21 protein-coding genes, 1 pseudogene and 1 riboswitch are annotated in these 24,267 nt (G+C 46.1%); of the genes and pseudogenes, 10 read left to right on the forward strand and 12 right to left on the reverse strand.

All coding sequences use genetic code 11. The annotated features are described in order from the left end of the window. Positions 1 to 516 precede the first annotated feature (516 nt). The 5 genes from DESLBE_RS08750 to DESLBE_RS08765 all read left to right on the forward strand — a co-directional run bounded on the left by DESLBE_RS08750 (position 517) and on the right by DESLBE_RS08765 (position 6,145). A complete protein-coding gene (locus tag DESLBE_RS08750) occupies positions 517 to 1,134 on the forward strand; it encodes a TetR/AcrR family transcriptional regulator (protein ID WP_005809583.1) in 618 nt (205 codons plus the stop codon). A 14-nt stretch (positions 1,135 to 1,148) separates the two neighbouring features. Beyond that, positions 1,149 to 2,981, forward strand: coding sequence for a PEP/pyruvate-binding domain-containing protein (locus tag DESLBE_RS08755; RefSeq protein WP_282433447.1), 1,833 nt, complete (start codon positions 1,149 to 1,151; stop codon positions 2,979 to 2,981). A gap of 24 nt (positions 2,982 to 3,005) precedes the next feature. Continuing rightward, positions 3,006 to 3,821 carry a PEP-utilizing enzyme gene (locus tag DESLBE_RS27255; RefSeq protein ID WP_282433448.1) on the forward strand — a complete coding sequence of 272 codons (816 nt, stop codon included), beginning with the start codon at positions 3,006 to 3,008 and terminating at the stop codon, positions 3,819 to 3,821. A 214-nt stretch (positions 3,822 to 4,035) separates the two neighbouring features. Beyond that, positions 4,036 to 5,142, forward strand: a complete 1,107-nt coding sequence (locus DESLBE_RS08760) for a helix-turn-helix transcriptional regulator (RefSeq protein ID WP_005809588.1) — start codon at positions 4,036 to 4,038, stop codon at positions 5,140 to 5,142. A 16-nt stretch (positions 5,143 to 5,158) separates the two neighbouring features. Further along, the gene (locus DESLBE_RS08765) at positions 5,159 to 6,145 is read left to right on the forward strand and encodes an alpha/beta fold hydrolase (protein WP_050810362.1); all 987 of its coding nucleotides are present in this window, start codon (positions 5,159 to 5,161) and stop codon (positions 6,143 to 6,145) included. Here the strand turns inward: DESLBE_RS08765 and DESLBE_RS08770 are convergent. After that, positions 6,099 to 6,674 (reverse strand): uracil-DNA glycosylase, encoded by a 576-nt coding sequence (locus tag DESLBE_RS08770; RefSeq protein ID WP_011461340.1) that lies wholly within the window; start codon positions 6,672 to 6,674, stop codon positions 6,099 to 6,101. The genes DESLBE_RS08765 and DESLBE_RS08770 overlap by 47 nt on opposite strands. Positions 6,675 to 7,144: 470 nt before the next feature. After that, positions 7,145 to 7,277: riboswitch (molybdenum cofactor riboswitch) on the forward strand. 87 nt (positions 7,278 to 7,364) lie between these two features. Between DESLBE_RS08770 and DESLBE_RS08775 the strand changes: the two genes are divergently transcribed. After that, the gene (locus DESLBE_RS08775) at positions 7,365 to 8,903 is read left to right on the forward strand and encodes a keratin (protein WP_144676320.1); all 1,539 of its coding nucleotides are present in this window, start codon (positions 7,365 to 7,367) and stop codon (positions 8,901 to 8,903) included. A gap of 129 nt (positions 8,904 to 9,032) precedes the next feature. Here DESLBE_RS08775 and DESLBE_RS08780 read toward each other — a convergent pair whose 3' ends face one another. Beyond that, complete coding sequence (locus DESLBE_RS08780) at positions 9,033 to 9,809, reverse strand: DUF3102 domain-containing protein (protein WP_041272587.1); 777 nt, start codon at positions 9,807 to 9,809, stop codon at positions 9,033 to 9,035. Between the two features lie 416 nt (positions 9,810 to 10,225). On the opposite strand from DESLBE_RS08780, the gene DESLBE_RS08785 reads away from it, so the two are divergent. Further along, positions 10,226 to 10,918 (forward strand): winged helix-turn-helix domain-containing protein, encoded by a 693-nt coding sequence (locus DESLBE_RS08785; RefSeq protein ID WP_011461343.1) that lies wholly within the window; start codon positions 10,226 to 10,228, stop codon positions 10,916 to 10,918. A 20-nt stretch (positions 10,919 to 10,938) separates the two neighbouring features. Here DESLBE_RS08785 and DESLBE_RS08790 read toward each other — a convergent pair whose 3' ends face one another. From DESLBE_RS08790 to DESLBE_RS08800, 3 genes are all read right to left on the reverse strand, one after another. Then, the gene (locus tag DESLBE_RS08790; RefSeq protein ID WP_005809600.1) at positions 10,939 to 11,814 is read right to left on the reverse strand and encodes a DMT family transporter; all 876 of its coding nucleotides are present in this window, start codon (positions 11,812 to 11,814) and stop codon (positions 10,939 to 10,941) included. Between the two features lie 83 nt (positions 11,815 to 11,897). Further along, positions 11,898 to 13,028: a response regulator gene (locus DESLBE_RS08795; protein WP_005809602.1), complete on the reverse strand. Its 1,131-nt coding sequence runs from the start codon at positions 13,026 to 13,028 to the stop codon at positions 11,898 to 11,900. Beyond that, positions 13,025 to 14,809, reverse strand: coding sequence for an ATP-binding protein (locus DESLBE_RS08800; RefSeq protein ID WP_015943545.1), 1,785 nt, complete (start codon positions 14,807 to 14,809; stop codon positions 13,025 to 13,027). The genes DESLBE_RS08795 and DESLBE_RS08800 overlap by 4 nt, the downstream gene beginning before the upstream one ends. Before the next feature lie 203 nt (positions 14,810 to 15,012). Here DESLBE_RS08800 and DESLBE_RS08805 point away from each other — a divergent pair, with 203 nt between their 5' ends. From DESLBE_RS08805 to DESLBE_RS08815, 3 genes are all read left to right on the forward strand, one after another. Beyond that, positions 15,013 to 16,002, forward strand: coding sequence for an HD domain-containing phosphohydrolase (locus DESLBE_RS08805; RefSeq protein ID WP_005809605.1), 990 nt, complete (start codon positions 15,013 to 15,015; stop codon positions 16,000 to 16,002). 28 nt (positions 16,003 to 16,030) lie between these two features. Beyond that, positions 16,031 to 16,456 (forward strand): chemotaxis protein CheW, encoded by a 426-nt coding sequence (locus DESLBE_RS08810; RefSeq protein WP_005809606.1) that lies wholly within the window; start codon positions 16,031 to 16,033, stop codon positions 16,454 to 16,456. 78 nt (positions 16,457 to 16,534) lie between these two features. Beyond that, positions 16,535 to 18,253, forward strand: coding sequence for a HAMP domain-containing methyl-accepting chemotaxis protein (locus tag DESLBE_RS08815; protein ID WP_005809608.1), 1,719 nt, complete (start codon positions 16,535 to 16,537; stop codon positions 18,251 to 18,253). A gap of 159 nt (positions 18,254 to 18,412) precedes the next feature. Here the strand turns inward: DESLBE_RS08815 and DESLBE_RS08820 are convergent, their stop codons facing one another. The 7 genes and pseudogenes from DESLBE_RS08820 to DESLBE_RS08850 form a co-directional block, all read right to left on the reverse strand. After that, on the reverse strand, positions 18,413 to 19,138 hold the full coding sequence (locus tag DESLBE_RS08820) for a GntR family transcriptional regulator (protein ID WP_035213694.1): 726 nt from the start codon (positions 19,136 to 19,138) through the stop codon (positions 18,413 to 18,415). A gap of 42 nt (positions 19,139 to 19,180) precedes the next feature. Next, on the reverse strand, positions 19,181 to 19,810 hold the full coding sequence (locus DESLBE_RS08825) for a cobalamin-dependent protein (RefSeq protein ID WP_005809612.1): 630 nt from the start codon (positions 19,808 to 19,810) through the stop codon (positions 19,181 to 19,183). 207 nt (positions 19,811 to 20,017) lie between these two features. Beyond that, positions 20,018 to 21,262, reverse strand: a complete 1,245-nt coding sequence (locus DESLBE_RS08830; protein ID WP_011461347.1) for a uroporphyrinogen decarboxylase family protein — start codon at positions 21,260 to 21,262, stop codon at positions 20,018 to 20,020. Between the two features lie 34 nt (positions 21,263 to 21,296). Continuing rightward, positions 21,297 to 21,932: a cobalamin-dependent protein gene (locus DESLBE_RS08835; RefSeq protein WP_005809616.1), complete on the reverse strand. Its 636-nt coding sequence runs from the start codon at positions 21,930 to 21,932 to the stop codon at positions 21,297 to 21,299. A gap of 408 nt (positions 21,933 to 22,340) precedes the next feature. Then, positions 22,341 to 22,949, reverse strand: coding sequence for a zf-HC2 domain-containing protein (locus DESLBE_RS08840; RefSeq protein ID WP_005809618.1), 609 nt, complete (start codon positions 22,947 to 22,949; stop codon positions 22,341 to 22,343). Continuing rightward, positions 22,946 to 23,062: pseudogene (locus DESLBE_RS26955) on the reverse strand (RNA polymerase subunit sigma); the annotation flags it as partial. The pseudogene DESLBE_RS26955 and the gene DESLBE_RS08840, both read right to left, overlap by 4 nt. A 3-nt stretch (positions 23,063 to 23,065) precedes the next feature. Then, entirely contained in the window at positions 23,066 to 24,250 is a 1,185-nt protein-coding gene (locus DESLBE_RS08850; protein WP_005809620.1) for an MFS transporter, read from the reverse strand. Between the last annotated feature and the right edge of the window lie 17 nt (positions 24,251 to 24,267).

The following is a 24,267-nucleotide window of genomic DNA, read 5'->3' on the forward strand; positions in this document are numbered from 1 at the left end:
AGCTTTCCACACAAACGAGATAGATATCTCTTTCACAATCTCAGGCCTGCCACTGCTGTCAAGGGTGTTGAGAAAGTTCAGATAGCGAAATGATATCTCACATTTGCATAGTAATTCTTTAAGAATCAAGCGTCAAGAAACAAATTTGCACTTTATTTTTCTTTTCTTTTAATTATTTCTCAGTGTTTTAAAGTGTTTGACATTTTAGTATGGAAATATTGTTGTATATTAGTGAATTATAAATTTTAATAGATATTTTTTCAGATAAATACAAAGAATAGACCTTTTGCCAGGGGCGGCAAGAATTTTGTATCTTTACTGCATGCAGCTCAAATGATGCAGCGCTGCAACATTTGAACTGTCTTCCCCGTGGGAGAGGCGAGTTAGGGACCGTATTCCCGGTAGGTTTTCATCAGCCTGGCCGCCGTGCTGCGGGATATTTTTACCCTTTACCTAATCCTAAAAAAGTGCTATCTTTGAAGTATAGAATATCATTCTACGCTTGGAGTTGATCAAATGGCGTATAAAACCCCCAAACATGTTCAGGAGAAAAAGGATGCCAAGAAACATCATATTCTCGATACCGCTTTAAAGTTATTTGCCCTGAAGGGCTTCGAAAACACCTCGATTCAGGACATTTGCCAGGCAGCGGAGGTATCTGTGGGGTCAATGTACTTTTATTTCCCCAGCAAAGAAGACATTTATGAGGAAGTATACTCCCGCATCAACAATCAATCTCTCCAGCACTTGGAACGGGCTGTCGCTGGTGCCGCAAATCTTGAGGAAATCATCCGGAAAGTAATCGAAACCATCGTATTGTCTGCTCTGCCCGACCGTACCGAGGCACAGTTTTTTCTTGCCAACCGAACCATGAGCAATCTGAAAATCAAGCGTGATGATTCCCTGCAAAAGTTCGCCCGCTGGTTTAAGGCCATACTTGATGAGGCTGTTGAAAATGGGGAATTCAATCCTCAAAATACGGAACTGGCTGCAGTAAGCTTTATTTACGGCACCTACCAGAGCGTCCGTTACTGGAATGTTTTTCAGCTTGAGACATCTGCGGAAGAGATGATCGATACCCTTTACGCTTATCACAGCAAAGGTCTTGGCTTAGAAAACTGCACACCAAAGTGAGGGAGCAACCCATGATGTTTATTAAAGAATTCGGGCAAATCGATATCAACAGCATTCAGGAAGTCGGCGGCAAGGGGGCTAGCTTAGGTGAAATGACTCGGGCCGGACTGCCCGTTCCACCGGGCTATTGCATCACCGCCGGGGCTTACCGCCAATTTGTGAGCCGGGCGGGCTTAGCTGAGCTCTTGGCTCAGTTTGCCGAGCCCTCGACTATGAAGAATGAGGATATTGCTCTCCTTGCCCAGGAGATTTCCCAACGCATTCTGGAAACTCCCCTCCCGGAAGAATTGGAGCAGGAGATTGTTCAGGCCTTTACCCAAATAATCGGTCACGGCTCTCTGGCTGCGGTCCGTTCCTCGGCCACAGCGGAAGACCTGCCTGAGGCCTCCTTTGCCGGGCAGCAGGAATCCTATCTCAATATCCCCCGGTCTGAGCTGCTCAATCATATTAAGCAGTGCTGGGCTTCCCTTTGGACGGAGAGGGCCATTCATTACCGCATCAATAACGGCTTTGACCATCGTCAGGTTTATTTGGCTGTCGTTGTACAGCAGATGGTGGACTCGGAAGTTTCCGGAGTGGCCTTTAGTGTCAATCCCATGAATGCCAAGGAAAATGAGATGGTCATCGAATCGGTCTGGGGGCTTGGGGAAGGTATCGTTTCGGGCAAGGTAACCCCGGACCACTATGTGATTAATAAACAAAATGACCCGCTCATCCGTTACGTCATCGCCGACAAAGAGAAAATGGCAGTGCGCCCTTTGCACGGATCGGGTACACTTTTTGCTGAGGTTGCCGAGGCTCAGCGGCAAAGGAGTTCTTTGAGCCAAAAGGATATTCTGGAGCTTACGGAGCTGATTAAACGCATAGAGGAACATTACCAGCTCCCTCAGGATATTGAATGGGCAAAAACAGGCAACCGCTATTACATTCTGCAAGCGCGCCCGATCACTACCCTGGATAAAGCCCCAGTTCAAGTTGATGAGTCTATAGGTGAGAGTGAATTCTTCAACTTTGATCCGGAGCTTGAGTGGACAAATCTCGGCGGAGTCAAGGAGCGCTACAATAAACCCTCTTCGGTTCTGGGCTGGTCCATTCTCGAACCTTGCGACACCGAAGGCGGGCTGTATGCTTACCGCTCAATCAGCAAGAAGGAGCTTCCCTCCCCCCTATTTGCTGCCAATATTTATGGTTACTTATATCTCAACTTTACCAGCCTCAAGTCCCTTCAACCGCTGAAAATGCTTGAGCCCTATGCTGCTGTCCCGGATTGGCAGCAGTTCGCACCCAAGCGGGCCTGGTTCCAGGAGCTTACCCTCACCATCGGGTCCATAAAAGCCGGGAACAAACTTATCAAATCTTTGGCCAAAGACTTTTATGCCATGCTGCCCGGTTATCTGGATAAGATAGACAAGTATAAAAAGACCGATGTCACTGGTCTGACTACGCCGGAACTTCTGGATTATATTAACAACAACCTGGAGCTGGCCAAACAGTTCTTTCAGCTTCAGCTGCCCAGCTTATCGGTGACCGAGGCTCTCTACAACATGCTGACCGGTTTCATGAAAAAGTGGCTGGGAGACAAGGATTTGACCTTAAGCTCCAAGCTGGTCTCAGGCCTGCCCGATAATCTGACCGTCCGGACCAACAACAAACTATGGGAGTTGACTGAGACCATTGCCTCATCGCCCTATTTGCGGGAATTATTGGCACAGAGCACTATTCCCGAATTTTTAAGCAGGTTGGCTGATTCTGCAGAGGGGAAAGCTTTTCAAGCCCAATTGACTGATTTTCTGGGGGACTATGGGCATCTCAATGTCAACATGGATATCGCCGAAGACTTCTGGTGAGAGAACCCGGGGATCGTATTAGCCATGGTGAAAGGCAGCCTTACCGCCGACAAACGGATTAATCCGGAAGAAAGGGAGCAGCAAAAGCAACAAGAACGGGAAGAAACTGAAGTCTTGGTTCGCAGCAAACTGAACTTTGTACAGAGGGAGATCTTCGCTAAACTGCTTAAATCCACCCAGTCCTATATGCTTCTGCGAGACAACCGCCATTTTTACGTCACCATGCCCTTCTCCTTAATCAAAAAAGCTGTGGTCACCCTTGGGGAAAGGCTTACAGCACAAGGATATTTGCTTGACCCGCGGGATATCTATTATTTAACATTGGCAGAGATCGAAGGATTGCTGTCCCACCAGCTGGCCTGGAGCCAGGGCTATGAGAAGATCAACAGAAGGAAATCGGCCCCCCGGGTTGCCCTTGATGATCTGCCATCCTTATTTAAGGGCTGGCCTAAATTAAGCGGGGATGCAGCAACAGCCAGGCAAGCATCTTCTGTCCCCTCAGCAAACAGCGGGCAGGGCTCAGCTCTTCAAGGTGTGGCCGGGAGTCCGGGGCAGGTGCGCGGCCAGGTCAAAATCATTTGTTCTCCCGCCGATTTCTCACGATTTCAGGCCGGAGATATCCTGGTTGCGGAAAATACCGATCCGGCCTGGACTCCCTTGTTCTCTATCGCCAGCGCGGTAGTCACTGAACATGGCGGGCTCCTGAGCCATGGGGCAATCGTCGCCAGGGAGTACGGCATACCTGCGGTGCTGGGGGTGAAGAACGCCACCAAAATCTTCAGGGATGGACAAACCATCACGGTGGATGGTAAAAAAGGTGCCGTCTATCCCGAGTCATAGCAGTGATGATCCATGAGCACCTAACTATTTTCCTTGATACATTGTATTTTTGAATCCCAGTATACTATTTTAAAACACAGTTCATCCTACATGGAGAACTGTGTTTTAAAATAGTATACTGTTTCCCTGTAGTTGATTTTTCCCTGAAAAGTCAACTACAAGTTGCTTTAAGGTTGACTTTGTAAACCTTATACTATAAGTGGAGGTGACATTGATGAAAGAAATCAATCTGGCGTCGGTCCTTGTGGCCAAACGCAGGGAAAAAGGAATCACCCAGGATGAACTTGCAGCCTATATCGGTGTTTCCAAAGCATCTGTTTCTAAGTGGGAAACGGGGCAAAGCTATCCCGACATCACATTCCTCCCACTGCTTGCTGCCTATTTTAACATCAGCATCGACGAGTTGATGAGCTATTCTCCGCAAATGGAGCGCTCGGACATCGCCAAGCTCTACACCCGGTTAGCCGCCGATTTTGCTAGTCGGCCTTTTGAAGATGTGATCGCGGAGTGTGCTGCCCTCATCAAAAAATATTACTCCTGTTTCCCGCTCCTTGTGCAACTGGTCAAGCTGTACACAAATCACTTCATGTTGGCGGGAACACAGGAGCGCCAAGAGGTCCTCCTGAACGAAACCGTGACGCTATGTGAGCGGATTCAGGCAGAAAGCGGCGATGTTCAGCTGGCCAAAGAAGCGGTTTCATATCAGGCCCTTTGCTGTCTGGCTCTGCAAAGGCCACAGCAGGTTCTGGATTTACTTGGGGAAGGAATCCGTCCCATGCTGCCGGAGGGTATGTTAATCGCACAGGCCTATCAGGTTATGGGCAACATCGGCAAAGCCAAAGAAACCTTGCAGACAGAGCTATATCAGTATGTAATGGTGGCCTTTCAAGGGCTGCTGAACGTCCTGCAAATGGCTACGGACCATTTTGAAAAAGCGGAAGAAGCCTTTTTGAGGGCCTCAGATCTGGCACAAATTTTTAATATGAAACAGCTGAACCCCAACAATGTCATCCTGCTTTACGCACTGGGCGCCCGTATGTATTGTGCGAACAATTCCCACGCCAAAGCTATTGAACTGCTTGGCAACTATGTGGATACCTGTGTGGGAGCATTCTTTCCCTTCGAGCTCCATGGGGATGCCTTCTTTGATCTGATTGACCCGTGGCTGAAGGATTGCGGTGCAGCCGCCCCCCGTAGTGAGCAGGTGATCAAGGAAAGCATGCTGCGGGATGTACTGATGAATCCAGCCTTCGCTTCGCTGCAGGATGACCCTGGCTACCGGCGGCTCGTCCAAAAAATGGAGAGATTTATAGGAAGGTAACATGGAGGTTATGGACATGGATGAAGAAGTAATCATTGGCAGAGAAACACCATACCCTTTGCAGGGAATTTTGTCCTTGCCGGATCATTGTTCGGCAAGAGTTCCGGCTGTGGTTCTGGTGCACGGCTCCGGCCCTGCGGATAGGGATGAAAGCATCGGCGCCAATAAGCCGTTCCGCGATATTGCCGAAGGGCTGTCCAATAAAGGAATCGCCGTACTTCGCTATGACAAGCGCACAAAGGTTTACGGAAAACAGCTGCTGAAAGCAGGCCCCAGCGCTGTAACTGTGAAAAGCGACACCATCGAGGACGCCATCCTCGCCGCCAAAGTGCTTAAAAATGACAACAGAATTGACCCCGGCCAGGTGTATATTTTGGGTCACAGCCTCGGCGGGATGCTCGCACCGCGCATTGACGCTGAGGGCGGCGATTTCGCGGGTATGATCATCTGCGCAGGCTCACCGCGCCTTTTTAGCGACATTTTATTGAGTCAAAACGAGGATATGCTGGGCCAATTGCCAAAGTTGCTGCACTGGATCGCCAATAAGCAAATCGCAAAGCTCAAAGCCAAATTCACCGCCATCGCCGGCATGAGTGAAGAAGAAGCCAAGCAGGTGAAGGTTTTTGGCAAAACCTACGCATGGTATTTCAAGGAGATGGACGCCCATCCTGCTGCCGATTACCTTGCCAGGACGGAAAAGCCCGTGCTGATTTTGCAGGGCGACAAGGATTTTCAAGTCACCGCAGAAAAGGATTTCGCTCTCTATCAGCAAATCTGCATCGGTAAGCCCAATGTCTCTTTCAAGCTCTACTCCGGACTGAACCACCTGTTTATGAAGTCGGTTTACGGCAGGGTCAAGGATTTCAAAAAAGAGTACAAAGTCCCGCAAAAAGTGTCTGCAGAGGTTTTAGCGGATATCGCAGAGTGGATAGCAAGGTATGATCAATCTCGCATCTTCAACAACCTGATAAGCGCTGCCTCAGCATATCCCAATCCTCTCTAAACTGACGTGCCAGATTGGGCCGTCTCCTTACTGCCAAGGGATGGTAGGAGACGATGCAGGGGTATCCCAGTATAACATGCCATGATCCTCGCAGATTCTTTACGTGGGCCTCCTGGTCATCAAACATCGCCTGAACAACGGTATCTCCCAGACAAACCAGCAATTGCGGCTGTATGGTTTTAATTTGTTGGATCAGAAATGATTTACTGAAGGCCCTGGCTTCTTCTTTATTGTATCGGCGAAGGGGCCGGCATTTTAAAAGATACGTTATATAAATGTCATCCGGCGTCAAATCAGCTTGATGCAAAGCTGTCTGCAACGTTTGCCTTGTGCCGCAGACATATTCATGGCCATCTTTGTCTTCACGGGCGCCTGGATTATCTAAAATTATAACAACAGGCGCCTTGGGATTACCCTCTCCCCAAATGATCCGCGCTTTTTCCGTGCAGACTTCACATTCCCTATAAGCGACGGCTTCTTTGGGCAATTTATCTTCCGGCCAAATCACCGGTTCAAAACACGAATCCATATTAACTCTCCTAACCCTGCTGGGATTATTAGGACCAACTATTTAGCTATCGCTTTAATGGTTATATTGTCCATAATTTGCGATATATTTCATGATCGCATTACCACCCATTACATATTACCTATCACTCATTACCCATACCCATTTCCTTCCCTGCACTTTTGCGACCCATTACGCATGAAATTTGCTTCGTCAGCTTGCATCGATGCATGGTGTTATTAGGAAAAAATAAACCGTTTTCTCCCAAAACCAAACAAAACCATTGATAAATATAAACGTTATGCAGTATAATATCATTGGAAGAATGTAAATCATGTTTATGTCAGTTCAATAGCGACGTTCACAAACTTCATCCTCTCACCAACACTAACACAAGCAAATAAAACAAACATCACCATTAAGCTGCATGTTCCCGAGCTAATCGGATACCAGTCAATTGTGCTGGTTTTGACAGTAAATTTAGATTAAAAACTGAAAAAGATCTCCGAGCCGGAATGAACCTAAAGAGCAATTCTATGGACACCGGACAGGGCCCAGGCCCTCGGGGTATACTTGGAAACGGGTATGCCTTCACGTTTGAAAAGGAGGTGGATTAAAGCCAACTGTGTATGAAATCAGTTATGGCTCCGCTTTCTATTGGCGGAGCCATTATTTTTTTTAAATTTTAAAACTGTTAGGTGGTGAATTTCATTGGCAAGTATAAAAATGAAACAAGTCATGGAATTTTTTGCGGAGAACTATGATATAAACCTCAATGATGCTGAAGAATATTTCATGGCCATTGTTTCTGTCGGATTGTCTTTAAATAAGGAAATGCGAAAAGATGTAGCTGCAATCTATAATCAGAACAAATTAATGTTTTTTGAAAGCACTAAAGAATTTTCAGGATATAATCATGTTTTGCTGAGCAGCGGCGACCTGGAACAAGAAATTTATGCTAAAAAAACTTTAGGTATTTTGCTAAGCGCTGAACAGTCCGAGCTGATCAAAGTGAAGATCTTACGGCTGATCAAGAAGCATTACAAAGATATCTATGTTTACGCTCAAAATAATAATTACGATGGATTTAGAAAGAAATTATCAGCCATAGAAGACACCAGCAAAAACCTCAAGGTAACAGAAACCCTGATTGTTTTATTTTTTTACACTATGAAACAATTAAATGAAAATATAATCAACCTGCAAGTAGTCGAAAATGCCTTTAATGCGGCGAGTTTGTTTATTAACATTAACCCTATCAATACGGATATTCAAAATGAATTAAAAAGAGAAACCAGATTAGCCCAGGTAAAACAGATCGTCAAGGATGAACTTGGAACAATAAAAAACTCTTCAGATATTCTTTATAGTAACCATAAAGATTTAAAAACTATGGTAAGTTGTTTGCGCAATCTCCTGATCATAGATAAATTAGATCTTGATTTCATTGCACCCAAGGTTAACCAGGATGATTTGGATAAAGTTATGCTGGCCTTTATAAAAACTACAGGAAAAGCGGAATTTGATGAAACTCAAGTTGTGCAATCCTTCGGTGCCGGATATATTATGAAAATGCTGCTTAATGAATACTTAAGAGCGAGGGAGCTTTATCTTACTTATAGTGATGAAGATGCCCTCTATTCCGAATTAAAAGCTCTTAAGGAAAAGCTGGATACTGCATCATTGGCAAAGGACACTGTTGAAATCCAGGCGCACAAACTGAAAAGCGAGATTGAAACGCATGAGCTTAAACTGAAAAATGCCTTATCAGAGCAAAGCAGATTTTATGAAGCACAAATCAATGAGTTAAATAAGGAGATCGATAGACTTAAAATAAACCTGGATGCGGAAATGAAAAATAGAGAGGAACTTTTTCAGCTTCGGGAGTTTTTCATCGATCTTAAAAACGACTATTCACCTACAGATACCTCCTTGGATCTATCGAGGTTTATCGCCAACAAGAAGCTCTTAATCATCGGCGGGACCCCAAGTTGGCGGAAACGTTTGGAGGCTAAATTCCCCACCATCCTTACGGCAGATGGCTTTAATGACAAGATTGAACTGAGAAGTTATGGAGAGGTGGATTTCGTTCTCTTCTATTCAAGCTATATGAGTCACAAAACCTATTATAAAACCGTCGATTTCATAAGAGCCAATGATATTCCGGCCGGTTATATTGGTAGAACAAATATGGATTTAGTCGAATTTGAAATAGCTGAAGAATTAAATAAGCGATTAGCAGCTCATTAGGGGATTTTTAATCCTGTTCTCGGTTTGAGCATAAAAAGACGGTATGAATCTGTACATTTCATCAAAATGTTCAGGTCTCATACCGTCTTTCCTTTACTGTGGAGATAATAGGACTCGAACTGTTTTGCATTAAGGAGGCGTCGTGTTCCCATGAATCTTCAAATTCGTCTTAATCCTGGGCGGATACTCTTTCAGCGTCGTTGCCATGTTGGTGGCGATCTTCAAGGCCTCTTTTCTATTTCTTTCCTTCTTCACCGGGTCTGTTCTGTCCAGGGCGACGAGGGTTTTCAGCAGCTCTCCGTAATTGTTGAGGATGTTATCACGGTGCATAGCGTATTGGGCATCATACCTCTCGCTGTCGGGATGAACACTTTCGGCAGGCCGCACCGGTTTCGGCTTGATGACTCTCGTTATGACTGGAATTGGTTCCGCGGTCCTTGCCAACTCTTGTTGCCTGGCTTCGCTGTTTTGGTCATTTTCCTCTGGCGTCTGCTTCCTTTCTTTGACGGTCTGCTCCAATTCGCGGACAGACATGGTTTCCACCTCGTTGTCTGCCATAAATTGCTCCCGCTCTTCATCCGGGACGCCAAAGAGGATGAGTCCCTGCATATAGCCCAAATGATGCAGCGCTGCAACATTTGCACTGTCTTCCCCATCGGGTGAGGCGAGTTGGTGACCGTATTCCCGGTAGGTTTTCATCAGTCTGGCCGCCGTGCTGCGGGAATAACTGACTGACTCCTTAAGCCAGTTGATCCACTCCCCATGAGGTACCAGTTCCTTGGCCTCCGTCAGCCGCCGCCCAATCTCGACGGCGTTGACCAGCAGCATTTGACCGCTTTGTTCCTTAATAAGGTTAATCTCGGACGCGATTTGCCCAGGCGTCCGGGCAGATAGTATATCACTCATATTATGACCCATCCTTATCCGGCATGTCTTTTTCATACTACGTTATAGAATATGCCGGCCTCCAGACAGGTGTGTGTACATCAGAAGCAACCTTATTCAATTGACCTGTAACCATGATACAGGATTGACATTCTTCTCGGACAGTTCCCTTGAGCTTCATCAATTAGGCTTAGGAGGATTTCGTGCCGTAAATATTAGGCTGTCCCTTTTGGTAGCATATATATGCCGCAGATAATGGCTTGCAAGCAATTCCAACTGGTTAAGCACCAGGCCATGCATAAACATAGCTATTGCACCCAGCATAATTGCTGGTAACATAATAATCAGCCAAGTAAAATGTTTAAGCTTCCATGCTGAGCACTCTAAGACTTCAGACATTTAAGAGAAAACTATTGAGGAGAAAGGATTTGGTTGACATGAGTATAAGCCCAAACCCAAACATTGCTGAAATAGCTGCTCTCTTTGGGGAAACATCCCGTGCAGCGATACTGACAAGCTTACTGGATGGCCGTCTGCATACCGCCAGTGATCTGGCTTATCGAGCAGGGATAACCCCTCAAACCGCCAGCTTCCATCTTGGCAAACTGGCAGAAGGAGGGCTCGTCAGCGTTGAAAAACACGGCCGTCATCGCTATTATCAGCTGGCAAACGGCGAAGTTGCCAGCCTTTTGGAATCCTTTCTGGTTATTTCTCCCCAACCTGAGGTCAAGTCTTTAAAACAATCCGCTCAAATGGTCATGCTGCAAAAGGCCCGAACTTGTTATGATCATTTGGCTGGGAAACTAGGTGTAGGGATTACTGATTCCATGCTGGATTCCGGTTATTTGAAAAAGGACGGCAAAGAATTCGTCCTCACCGAAGCAGGAGTACAGTTTGTAATTAATTTCGGACTTGATCTGGAAAGCATAAAGAGAAAGCGACGCTCCTTATCTCATGCCTGCTTGGACTGGAGTGAGCGCAGCTATCATCTTGCCGGTGCTTTAGGAAATCAATTTATGCAACATTTTTTTGACTTGGGATGGATTACACCCCTGCCGGGCATCCGGGCTGTCAAGGTGACCGATCAAGGAAAAGCAGGCTTTAAACAATACTTCAATATATCCCTGTAATTACTCCCTCGCTGCCTCGTTCAATTTGCTGAGACCCTTTTGCGATTGAAATCTTTATTGACAAGGAAAATACCTATAATGATCAGCAACCCGCCGGCTAACAGGGAAGGATATAATGGATCGCCTAAAAGCAGCCAACCGGTCAGCACCCCAAAAAACGGGGCTAAAAACAAAAAAGCACTGGTTTTTCCCGGTTCTCCCTTTTGCAACAGGTAATACCAAAGGGCAAATTGAACAATCGAAGATATGAGGCTTAGCCATAACAGAATAAGCAATGCAGTTCCGTTTACAATAAAGAATGGGGTTTCCAGTATAAAGCTGCCAACCCAAAGGATCAGTCCGCCGAAAAGCATTTGATAAGCCGATAAAACCCATATATCCGTTAAGCCGCCCCACCTTTTCGTTAATAATGTAGCAATTGCCCAAAAAACGGCTGAGAGAATACCGAAGAATACCCCTATCCTAAATTCAATTTGCGCCCCCATGGTAATACTCACTCCAACCAAACCTAAAATGACACCTATCCATTGATAAAGCCGGTAGCGCATTTTTAGAAAGACAGTGCTGAATAAAACCACCAGCAATGGATTCGTAAACGTGAGAATGGCCGATTCACTGGCTGTAATTGTCCTTAAACTTAAGAAAATACACCCCATCACTCCTGCAGTCTGGAAAGCTCCAATGATCAATAGTTTAACCCATTGGCCTTTTGTGGTTGGATGGGTTCTTTTTAATACGCCTACGATGATTCCCATGATGCCCCCGGCAAGGATGAAGCGCAGTGCCGCCAACAACAACGGGGATGAATAAATCAGACCGATTTTGACGACTGCGAAAGAGGACCCCATCAGAAATGTCGTCACCACTATCAAAAGCGTAAATCTGGAAGCACTCATTTTCCCATCTCCTTCTCATGCTTTGCTCATTAGAATCATTATAGCCGCTTAATACTTCAACAGCCCTCGAAGTATGCAATACATTACAGAAGGGATTTCTTTAAACTCAGAAACAATTGTGCCGTCCGATTGCTTGGTGAGATGGCCAGCTCCCGCTGCAGGAGTTGGACATAACGATCATAATGCCGAATAAGGGAGGGCAGGTCGTTCTGCGCCGCATAAACTTGCAGCAAAAAGCAATGGGACTCTTCATCCAGTTCATTTATGGCCACAAGTTTCTTAAAGACCTGCAGCGCTAAGGCTGAATTCTGATTCTCCAAAAGGTACCGGCCCAGCTTTTTAGCAAAGCTGCAATAGATATCCCCTAATCTCTCCTTTTCAGCTAAGGACCATTGGTAATCCTTATCCCCAAAAAGTTCCCCGGCAAATAAATGAAACGTCTGGATTGCTTCCTGGAGATTAGCCTCGGTGATGCTCGGCAAGGTACGGACTTTATTTTCAAACTCGATGAAATCAATATAGAAATCCTTTATTTCCATGACATAGCTCTCACTGGCGACCACAATGGCCGAGCGTTTTCCATATTGCTCTAATACTTTTCGTAATTTATAGACGGTTGTATTCAGATAGGTTTCCGCATTCTGGGGAGACATGCCCTGAAAAACATCCTCCATGATTCTCCATTTGGAAGTCAGTCTTTCCCGATGGACTAATAGATAGGCAAATAACTCCTGCCCTTTGGATGAGCTAATCATCACAAAGTCATCGTTGGTATTTCTAAGATCCAGTCCGCCTAAACAATAGACGAATAAGACCTTGGCCTGTTCAACCGTGTTCCGTGAGGAAATCCCGGCAGCCTTGCGTTGCAGGACACGGCTTACCGTCCTTTCCAGCCTTTCCTGTTGGATCGGCTTGACGATATAGTCAAATGCCTGAACTTCAAAGGCCTCCACGGCATAATCTTTATAGGCGGTTAAAAAAACCACATAGAGATCCGGGAATTCCGCCAAGCTTCTCCATGCAAAATCAAGCCCGCTTTCCCCTGGCATTTTAATGTCCACAAAGGCCAGCTCCACAGGGTTATGCTTAAGAAAATGATACGCATCTCCGGCGTTCAAGAATTCGCCGACGATTTCCACCCTGGGGATCTTGGCCAGCATTTTGTTCAGAATAAATAAGGTCGGCTGATCATCATCGATAAGAATTGCCTTCATGCTTCTCCCCCTGCAAAAATTGATTTACCGGATGTTGAGAGAGAAAAACTGAAGGTGCTTCCTTTTCCCAGTTCACTTTCCACCCATATCTCCCCGCCGTGACTATGCAGGAATTCTTTACAGAGCCTAAGCCCCAGCCCTAAGCCCTTTTCTCCTTCAGTTCCCCGGGTCCCTGGAGTGGCATCCTCGAACAGGGTTCTTAACCTCGCCGGGTCCATCCCGATTCCGGTATCCGTGACTGAAACAATCACGTTGGTGGAGGATGAGTGTGCCTGAATGGCGATTGTTCCGCCTTTGGCCGTAAACTTTATGGCGTTGTCCAGGAGATTGCGCAGAACAAATTCCACTAACTCCCTGTCTGCATAGACATGCAGATTGGCTGTGATCCTGTTTTTGACCTCTATCCCTTTCCCTTCCGCTTGCCTGGCATAAATCCTGAGGGTTTTTTGAGTGTTTAGATACAAGTTGATTTGGGAAGGGTTTAGACTTACTTTCTCTTTCTGTTTTTGAAACCACTTCAAGACGTTTTCCATCATAGCATAGGTATATTTGACCTGATCTGACACTGTCGTTAAAAGGTTGTGATAGTCTGGGTCATGATAGACTGGGTCACGTTCCTTTCCCTCCAGCAGTTCCATCAGACTGACCAGGGTTGCGATAGGGTTGCGGATATCATGGGTAATTGCCTGAATGAGCTGATCTTTTGTCATATTGAGCTCAGTCAGCTTCTGCGTCAACTGAGCCTGTCTTTTGTGAAGAATTTGATCCGTTATGTCCTGGGTAAAGAATACAGCATAGGTCACATTTCCTTCTTCATCATAAATAGGCGTTCCGTTAAACAGCAAATGGGTCTCACCGGTTATCCCCTTCATCATAAAGTGATATTGAGATACTTTTTCTCCACTGAGCACTTTGATCTCCGGGATATCACAATAGTCCATTTCTGTTCCGCCGGCATAAAAATACAATCCTTTGCGGAAGGCCGAGCCAATCGTAAGATCGGCGGCAGCTTCGACAAATTGGGTTTTGACGGCCTCGGTATAAAACAAGTAATTACCGTTGCGATCCACAATGGATAACAACGCCCGGTCCGATATGGTGCTGAAAACCATCTCCATTTGCCGTTTCAGCAGGGTTAACTCTTTTTGAACCAGCTCTCCGCTGCATTCTGAATCCGAGGTCTTCTGTCCCCGGATTCTGTCCTCCGTAATATCCGTAAGCACCGAAACCGTTCCCCTTTTCCGGAAATTATATTCTTGAAGAGGATACACTTTTACCCGGAAGAATCTGGCCTTTCCCCAAGCTGAAACATCGATCTCAAACTCATCTTCATGCCCATTCTTACAGGCCGATTGCCATTGGGGCCAGGCAGAGAGCACCGACTCAATATTCTTGCCGATGACATTGCGCTTCACCCCGATAATGTCGTAGATAAACCTGTCTACGGCAACATTATGATCAACGACTCCGCCCTGTTCGTCGACGATGATCATCCCTTCCTGAATCGCATCGATGGCTGCCGCTCTTGCCAGGGGCAGCCATGGCAAGAAACGATACCTGGATATACCTAAAAAAATACCCATGCCTGCAATAGACACCGCAGGCAGCATTTTATTCTTTTGGGCAATGTCAAGCACAGATTCTACGGCCAAAACAGCCCTTACCTGTATAGGCAAAGAAAATACACCGGCGATTCCCACATCTTGCACCCTATACCCACAGATAACCAACCCTAATGAAAAGATCGCAAAAAGCAAGGTTAATTGCTGATGAAACTTCACTGAACAAACCCCTAATCTAACTTTGGAATTCATCACTCAAATCAGTCTGACGTTATCGTAGCATCACCCTTTGGTTTTGCATAGCCATGAGCAATTAATGACTCATGGCTTCGCTTTTACTAAGACCATAGCAAGCGGGTTGTCAGAATTCTGTCAGATTCCTATAGTATTATTTTACGAAAAAGACCGTTTATTGTCTATTAATGCAAATATATGCAAGTTTATTGTTGATTTTGAAACTTGAGCGAAAGCTGTGCATTTTTTCCGGAAAGGTGATGGAACTGTACGAAATGTATTACTTTGCTTTCAACAAATCATCGGAACCCATGTTATTTGCCGATCCCAATACAGGAAGGATCTTCGATGTCAATCAAGCCTTTCTGGCTCTGCTGGGTTATGCCAAGGATGAAGTCATGGTCAAAACAACCATTGAGCTGGGATTATTGCCAGAAGAAGACAGCCAGCCCCGCCAGCCCCTATGGGTTAAAACCAAAAATGGCTCTTTAAAATCCGGGATGGTTTCAGCCACTGATTTAGTGCATAAGGAAAAAATGATGCGCCTTATGGTTTTTCAGGAACAATCTGAGAACGGCAACTTTACCCTTGAAGAAATGCTGACCCAAACCATCAGCCTCATCTCCAAAATCAGCGAATTTCGGGACCCCTATACTTCAGGGCACCAAAAAAGGACGCAAAAACTGGCCTGTGCCATTGCCGCAGAGATGAAGCTTTCAGGGGAGGCGATCCATCATGTTTCTATGGCTGCTGCGATTCATGATGTGGGAAAAATATATATTAGCTCCGATATTTTGAACAAACCAGGAAAGCTGACCCAACTTGAGTATCAGATGCTCCAAACCCATGTGGAAGTTGGTTATGAAATTATTAAAGATTTCCAGCTTCCTTGGCAGATCCCGAAAATCATCAGCCAGCACCACGAGCGGTTGGATGGCTCAGGCTATCCCAAGGGCCTGACCGCCTCACAGATCTTCCTTGAAAGTAAAATCATCGCCGTGGCAGATGTTGTCGACGCTATGAATTCACACCGCCCTTACAGGCCGGCCCTCGGGATAGAGGCTGCCCTTGAGGAAATCTGCAATTATAAGGGTGAAAAATATGATTCTGAAGTTGTTGAGCATTGCGTGAGACTTTTTAAAGAAAAGCAAGCAATGCCCAATCGCTTCAAAATATGATTTTAATAGCAAAGGAGGGATACCACACATGCAGGTCGTCGTATTTAAGCTCAATGATCAGGAGTTCGCTTTCCACATCCAATCGGTAAAAGAAATCATCAAAATTACAGCCATAACCCATGTTCCCAATGCTCAGGAGTCTGTCCAGGGAATTATCAATCTCAGAGGAATGGTTACACCGATTATTAACTTAGCAGAGAGATTTGGCTTTAAGGAGAAGCCCACTACCGAGCATTCCCGAATCATTATTCTTAATATTTTCGAAAGTACGGTTGGGGTTATCGTCGATAGCGTTTCCGAAGTCTTAATGTTCAAGGATGAAGATATACTAGCCCCTGGTGATGAACCGCTGGTCCTTGAAAAATTCATTCATGGCATTGGAATGCTGGACGATCGGTTGCTTATTCTTTTGAAGCCTGAGGAGATTCTCGGTGGAATATCTCAAAGTGCCTGAGGCTTGATATCTTGACTCATCTCACCCCGTATTGAACACAGCATCACCTTTAGTTGAATTTCAGAAGGGAGAAACATAATGAAAGCTTTACAGAATCTCAGAGTAGGAACCAAAATAATCGCTCTTGTGATGTTAATGGCCGTCTTTCTTTCCGTTGTGGGTTACACAGGCTATTACAATAATCTGAAGTCCAATGATATTATCAATACCTTGTACACCGACAAGCTTAGATCCATATCTTTGCTTAAAGAAGCCCGGGCAGCTAACCGCAACATTCAAGGCATCTCTTACCGGTTACTGACAGCCCCTCTCACTCAAACTGAATATCTTGAACTGAAAAACGAGATGGATGCTTTAATCACTCAATTCAATGAAATCTGGACCAATTATAAACAGACCAATCCAGATACTTATGAACAGGATATGTTCCCAACCTTTGAGTCAGAGTTGGAACAATATCGGACCGAGCGCGAAGAGGCCCTGGCCATTGCCTCAGCAGGGAATGAGGAGGAGGGGTTCCGGTATTTTACAAGGGAAGTTACCCCCCACATGGAGAAGCTTAACTCCATCCTGCTGGAAATATCCGATTACAACGATCGGACATCCAAAGAAATGATGGATCAGGCCAATGAAGATTTTAAAAGCTCTACTCGGGTCATCATCATCGTCTTGGCCGCAGCAGTGGTGTTGGCAATCGCCGTGGGCACGTTCATAGGCAGACTTATTTCAGTACCGTTAAATAAAGTCGTGACCAATGTCAATGAGATTGCCCGGGGCAATCTTACCGTTGAAGCGGTCAAGCTGGATACGAAAGATGAAATGGGGATCCTGGCCCAAGCGGTCAACCAAATGGCTGCCAATCTTAAAGACCTGATCAAACATGTCAGTGTCTCGGCGGAACAAGTGGCTTCTTCCTCAGAAGAGCTCTCGGCAAGCTCTGAGCAGCAGGCACTTGCCACAAGCCAGGTCGCCACAGCCATTGCTGATGTAGCCGCCGGAACGGAAAAACAATCCATGGCCATTGATGATACGTCCATGGCCATTGAACAGATATCTGCAGCGATTCAGCAAGTAGCCGCCACCAGCAGCGAGGTGGCCGAACAAGCCAGCAATACTTCCCTGGCGGCCCAGGATGGTCAAAAAGTCATCGACCAGGCTATCAAACAAATGAATAGGATCGGTCATGCTACAGACGTCACCCAAGGAGCCGTTGACAAACTGGCCCAGGGCTCCAGAATGATTGGCGAGATAACGGATGTGATCTCCGACATTGCCTCCCAGACTAATTTACTGGCCCTTAATGCTGCAATTGAGGCCGCCCGGGCCGGCGAGCAGGGCCGCGGTTTTGCAGTGGTTGCTGAAGAAGTGAGGAAACTGGCCGAACAATCCTCCAAGGCAGCCAACCAAATTGCGGAGTTAATCAACGAAAATCAACTCAATATCAATAACGCCGTAACCGCCATGCAGACTGGAAACCAGGATGTGCAGCAGGGCATCGAAATGGTATCTTCTGTCGGCGCGACCTTTGAGCAAATTGCCGGCTCAATCAACCAATCCGTCAACAGCATCCAGGAAGTATCCGCCAGTGTCGAGGAAATGGCCGGTGGAAGTCAACAGATCGTTAATGCCATCAACCAGATCGACACGATCAGCAAACAAAATCTCAGCCAAAGCCAGACCGTTTCAGCGGCCACCGAAGAACAAAGCGCTTCCGTGGAACAGATCTCTTCTTCCAGCCAGGCCTTAGCGAAAATGGCCCAGGATCTTCAGCTTGCTGTGAGCAAGTTCAGCGTCTAGGCCGAAAACAAATCAGGCACCCTACGCTTCATTCAGCGTAGGGTGCCTTTACACTCATTTTTTTATCCTCGGAAACATCTAAAACAAAGTCAACTGGATCAGCAAAATAATGAATAATATCATATTAACGAAACCATTCCCCGTGCTTGAGCAAGCAGATTACCCGTTATCATACAGCCTTTGCCCAAAGCTCCACATGGCATTCAGTTCACAAAATTCAGCGATATAATATATTTCTCCCCAGCCGATTACCTTGTTTTCAGCAGTATAAAGCTTCTGACTAATGACCAGCAGGGGATGGCCTTCTTCAACATTTAACAGGGTGCATACTTCTCCGGTAGCATTTTTAGCGCAGATTTTCAAATCCTTCTTAATCGAAAACAAGGATGTTTTTTTCCCGGCTAACTCAGGGAACGTAGCATACTTAATTTCCCTTTCGACCAAAGGCAGGCCACGGTTGTAAGGCAAATACTTAACATCGTACGCAATCGGGGCACCCTCCGCCAAGAGAAGTCTCTTGATGACAATAACATAGCGGTCGTCAGGAATCTGCAACTCATACATCATTTTGGTGCTGGGAGGAACGACATTCACTTCCAATAATTTGCTGGAGGCGGCAGATCCGCCGGCATTATTCATTTCATTAAAGTTTAAAATATATTTGTCTGTTACCGGTTCGCGGACAAAATATCCTTTTCCGGGCGCAGAATAAGTATAGCCTTCCTGTTCCAATAAGGACAGGCTTTTTCTTACCGTCACTCTGCTGATCTGGTACTCTTGGGACAACTCATTTTCAGAGGGGAGCATATCGCCAGGTTTTAATACGCCCAGCTGAATCTTTTTTCTTAGTTGGTCCACTAATTGAATGTACAAAAGTTCTTTCATTGCCAGCTCCTCAAACAACACATTTGCCGGGACGAGCATTTATTATGCTTCGAACCAATCCAAACATAGTTTCACCCCTTCTGAGGGGTCGACCGTATAGGCATCGGCTCCGATAAAATCGACGCCGTTTTTGACAATTGTCCCCCCGAGAATAATCTTGACCGAATCCCTTAAACCGGCGGCAGTTATTAATTCCACTGTCTCTTTCATGCCCTCCAGCGCAACAATCAGGACGCCGCTTATCCCCACAATCTGGGGCCTAAACTCCTTGATACGTGCGACAAAGGTTTCCGGGGCAACATCAACCCCTAAATCCAGAACTTCAAATCCAGCCATTTTCATCATGCTGCCGAAAACATTTTTGCCAATATCGTGCAAATCGCTTTTGGCAGTCCCCAACAAAACTTTGCCAATCTTGCATTTTTTGCTTTCAGTGGTATAGAGATTCATTTCTTCAATCTTCAGCACATTGTTGAAGATGATGCCGGACATGATCAGATCGGCAATGAAATATTCGCCTTTTTCGTAAAGCTCCCCTACCTTTTCTATCCCGGTCTGGATCTGCTTCAGAATAGATAAAGGCTCCAAGCCCTGGCTAAGCTCCTCTTTTACCAGCTTCAAAACGGCTTTCTCATCTAATTCTGCCATTGCCTTAATCAATTTGTCATCCATTCCGCTCACCCACTTTCTCACTGCCGATCGATTAAATCAATTAATTTCCGCTCAATAACTTGTTAATATTTGTATTTTATTATAACTTTCCCAATTTATATGGTCAAGTTCTCAGCATAACCCAGGCGCACGGGAAATAAAGATAAGGGGCCAAAGGCCCCCCATACTGTTTGTGACAGTTTTGCTTGTTTCAGGCTGTTTTTACGCCTATCTGTAAACTCCGTATTCTTTGGTAAATTCGAACATTGCTTTGACGTTTTCAGGTTTTGCTTCGTCAATCAGCGCCCCACTGTCCATCATGAAGCCGCCGTCTTTGCCGCAAACATCAATCAGTTTCTTACAATAATCTTTGACCTCCTGGGGAGTCCCGAAGTATAGTAACGAATTAGGCACATTGCCGGAGATGCAGGCCACATCGCCCAGTATTTCTTTGGCTCTGAACATATCCACATGTTCAAAGTGGTATAAGACTTTGCCTTTAGGTACGTCTCTTAAAACCTCCAGGCGCGTGTTCATACTGCCTTCACCGTAAACCATTGGGGTAAGTCCGGCATCAATCAGCCCCATCAGCAATTTTCTCAGGCTAGGCCAGTAAAAGGTTTTATATTGCTCATCAGACATGAAATCATCGACCCCTTTATGCAGCCAGATCCAAACAAAGGGGTTGCCCATGGTTTTGGCCGAATTAATGCCTGATTCGATAGCAATCGGGACCATGGCCTCAACGGCCCTCAACAATTCCTCCGGATGTTTGCGCATATCCATCAGAGCCGGGACTGTACCGCGCAGGGTATCCGCCACCATATCAAAGGGGGCAAAGGCAAAAGCGCCCCAGGCGGCCGGAAAGCCTTTTTCCTTCAGTTTCTGACGATACTCAAAGATCGAGCCAAACCAGCGTGCCAGTTCTTCACTGGCTTGCATCAGGGTATTCAAGGATTTCTGCACTTCCGGCAGGGAGAAAGGGTAAAAGGAAGAGAACCAGCCCAGCCAAAGGGAATCCCTCATGGAAGACAAATTGCTGAATGCTTCGAGGGCACCGAAAGACCTGGGGATCCACTTGCTCATAATAAAGTTGGTAGGATCGGAAATCAACTCTTCATATTCGTTGGCTTTCATGTATTCCCCTTCGAGGAATTGATACATGCTGTTTGCTCTAACCCCATGCCCAGGCCATCTGAACCATTTAAGGTCCAGCAATTCCATAACTTTGGCCGGATACAGCAAAACGTTGTCCCAGGCCAAATCCGGGTCAAAATCCGCATAAAGCTTGTCATGGGCCTCAGCTGCTTTAGCATAATCGTTCATGGCCTCTTCGAGGGTTACCCCATAATGGTAAAATGGGAAAGCCTGAAAAATAGGAATAAGGGGCACCCGGTCAGGGACTTTAAGCTGAATGGCATCATTTACTCTTTTAAGTCTCTCTTCATATAATTGTTCAGGTGATTTATTCACACCAAACACCTCCACGCTTTATGTACCGGAATCGTTATTTAACCCATTCCTGGCAGATCTTTACCCCTTCAGCGGCATTTACCGTGAAGGCATCCGCCCCAATATGCCTGCAGGCATCTTCCGTTACCGGGCTGCCTCCCAAAATGATTTTAATCCCGTCACGCACGCCGGCGGCTGTTAAGGCATCCACCGTAGCTTTCATGGCGCCGAGCGTCAGGGTCAAAAGACCGCTCATCCCTACGATCTGCGGCTTTATTTCTTTTACTTTTTCTACAAATACGCCGGCGGGAATATCAATGCCCAAATCATAAACTTCAAAACCGGCTGCTTCCATCATGCCTCTGAAGATATTTTTGCCGATATCATGCAAGTCACCTTCAACAGTACCTAAAACCATTTTGCCGATTTTTTCCGTGCTTGCCTCTCCAATCACCGGTTTTAAAATGCCCAGTGCGTTGTTCAGCAGCTCGCCGGCATAGATCAGATCGCCAACAAAATATTCGTTTTTCCCAAATAAATCACCAACAATAGCCATACCCTGCTGGCACGCTCCAACCACACTATTGACCTCGGCTTCACCGGGCTCTGAGGTAACAAATTCATTCAGCATTTTTTCCATTGATTCTCCGTCGAGATTACCTAAGGCCTGCGTCAATGCCTTTAAATCCATCTTTACATCCTCCCTGAATCAATCTTTCCAACCGGTTAAATCCAAACTGAACACAAACATTTCGTGTTAAAAAGATAAGACAACACCTCCTCATCTCTCAACCCGATATTAACTTGTATTAATAAGTTGTGGTTTAAAAATAGCTGCCTTTTGGATTTGGCAGTTTGCTGCGTATATTTTTTTCAAGCAATATTTCACTCAGATTATTTATAGATTTTCAACTTATTAATACAAGTATTATCAACTTAATTATAGTTGGGCTATCCGGATTGGTCAATCGTTTTTGTCGTTATTTTCTGACTTTATTGTTTCGCCCTTGTCCTATCTGTTGATCCACCCTTGACGGCATAATAAGCAAGGCACTCTACGGAATTTAACGTAGAGTGCCTCCGATTTAGTGATTGATGGTTATTCCACCAGCCTGCCGTCGATAAACTGAACAGTTTTATCGGCAAATTCAATCGTAACGGTATGGGTAACCCCAGCCGGGGAATTCGGCCCCGGCAGCTCGCTCCCCATAGTAAACGTGGAACCGACGTCGTCAAAGGGATTATGAAATACCCATGTGGGACGGTAGCGCTGTCCCGTACCGATAACCTGATGATTTTCGTCATAGGTTATCTCCGGTGTGTAGGAGCCGAGCAGGTCATGTCCGTTTTTCAGCTGAAAATGAATTTCCAGGTGATTATCCTTAACCTCATAGGTCATGTCCATGTCCTGAGAAGAGACGGAAAAGCCCACGGCAAACAGACTAATGAGAACAAGCAGACATACCACCGCACTCCCCACCGCGACAGCGGCCCTGCGGATATAACTGATCCGCACTTTTTTCAGGCAGTCAACTTCCTTATCTCCGGCAATGGGGACCTCTTCCCTGATCTCACCTGCCATCTCGCTGTGAAAGGTCCGGCATTCTTCGCAGCCGGCCAGGTGTTTTTCGATTTCTTCGTTACTGGCTGCGCTGGCCAGGCCTTCAATATAGGTGGGCAACAGGTCCCGGATAATATCGCATTTCATACCCTTCTCCCCTTCATGATTTTTTGTTTTCCCCTGTAAAACGTGACCCGGGCCCAGGTTTCATCTTTATCCAAAATCTCCCCGATCTCACGGAAGCTGAATTCCCCCGTCAGCGTTTAGCCCCTAAACCCGCTATATCTTGAAACTATAAAAGCATAGCCAACCCACACCATTCCTAAAGTTCCATAGAGCCAAGCAGCGTTGCCGACTGCGGCCAGCAGCATCCCGAACATGCCGCTGCCCGCCGCAATCCCCATGTCCAAGGCGTTCTGCTGCAAAGAAAGGGCGGTCGTGCGTTCGTTCAATTCAGCTTTTTCGGTCATCCAGGCCATTAATACGGCGATGCTGCCAAAATAACCGGCCCCGGAAAATAATCCGGCGGGATAAAAACAAAGAGGCACTTGCGGGATGATTGAGAAAAGAATGATCCCGCCGCCCAATAATAAAAAGGACCAGCTGTTGATGGGCAAGCGGCCCCAACGATCGGAAAGCCAGCCGAAACCAAGATTGCCCAGGATTCCTCCCAGGGAGAAAAGGGTAAAAAAATAACCCGGATTGCTAATCTTGGTTTCATCTTTAAGAAATAAAACCGCAAAAGAGATCAGGATCCCGTAAATCAAGGCGGCGGCAAAAGTATTGCTTATAATCAAGGGACACTTTTGTAGAAATATCCATAAATTGAGCCTTTGCCGCAAATTCATTTCCCTTGGGTTTGTTTCCTGAGGAGGCCCGGCTTTCTTTAAAGAAATCAAGAAGATGGGCAGCATCCCTAACAAAGCCAACCAAGCCGTCCCCTGAAAAAACAAAGGATACCTGTAATTTTGAATGATATAAAGAGCACCAACAGGGCCAACCATCAAAGATAATGACGCCACCATCCGCAAGATGCCGATATATTGACCTTTTTGGCCACTGCCCCCGCAAGTGGCGGCCGTTGCCGAAGCGGCCGGAAAATATGAAGCCAACCCTACTGCCTGCAGCAGGCGCAGCAGGACAACCTGCCAAACTGTTCCGGCATAACAGAGCATAACCGAGGCAAGCAAAAAAGAGGCGCTGCCCAGGAGCATGACAAAGCGCCTGCCCCGCACATCGGCCAGGGGTCCGAAAAAGAAACGCAGGATTACAGCCGCAGCCAGAAAGAGGGTTGACTGCAAGCCCACGATCATATCCGTACCGCCCATCCTGACCAGCAGTACCGGTGTTACCACCATAAAGATATTGTTGTAGGTATAGATAAAAAAAGCGGAAATCAGGAGAATCAGGAAATCCCGGCACTCCCTGGCCGGTTGTTCGGAACACATGCCGCTCACTTCCTTCT

Source organism: Desulfitobacterium sp. LBE, assembly GCF_007830365.1.
GTDB classification, from domain to species: Bacteria; Bacillota; Desulfitobacteriia; order Desulfitobacteriales; family Desulfitobacteriaceae; genus Desulfitobacterium; species Desulfitobacterium hafniense.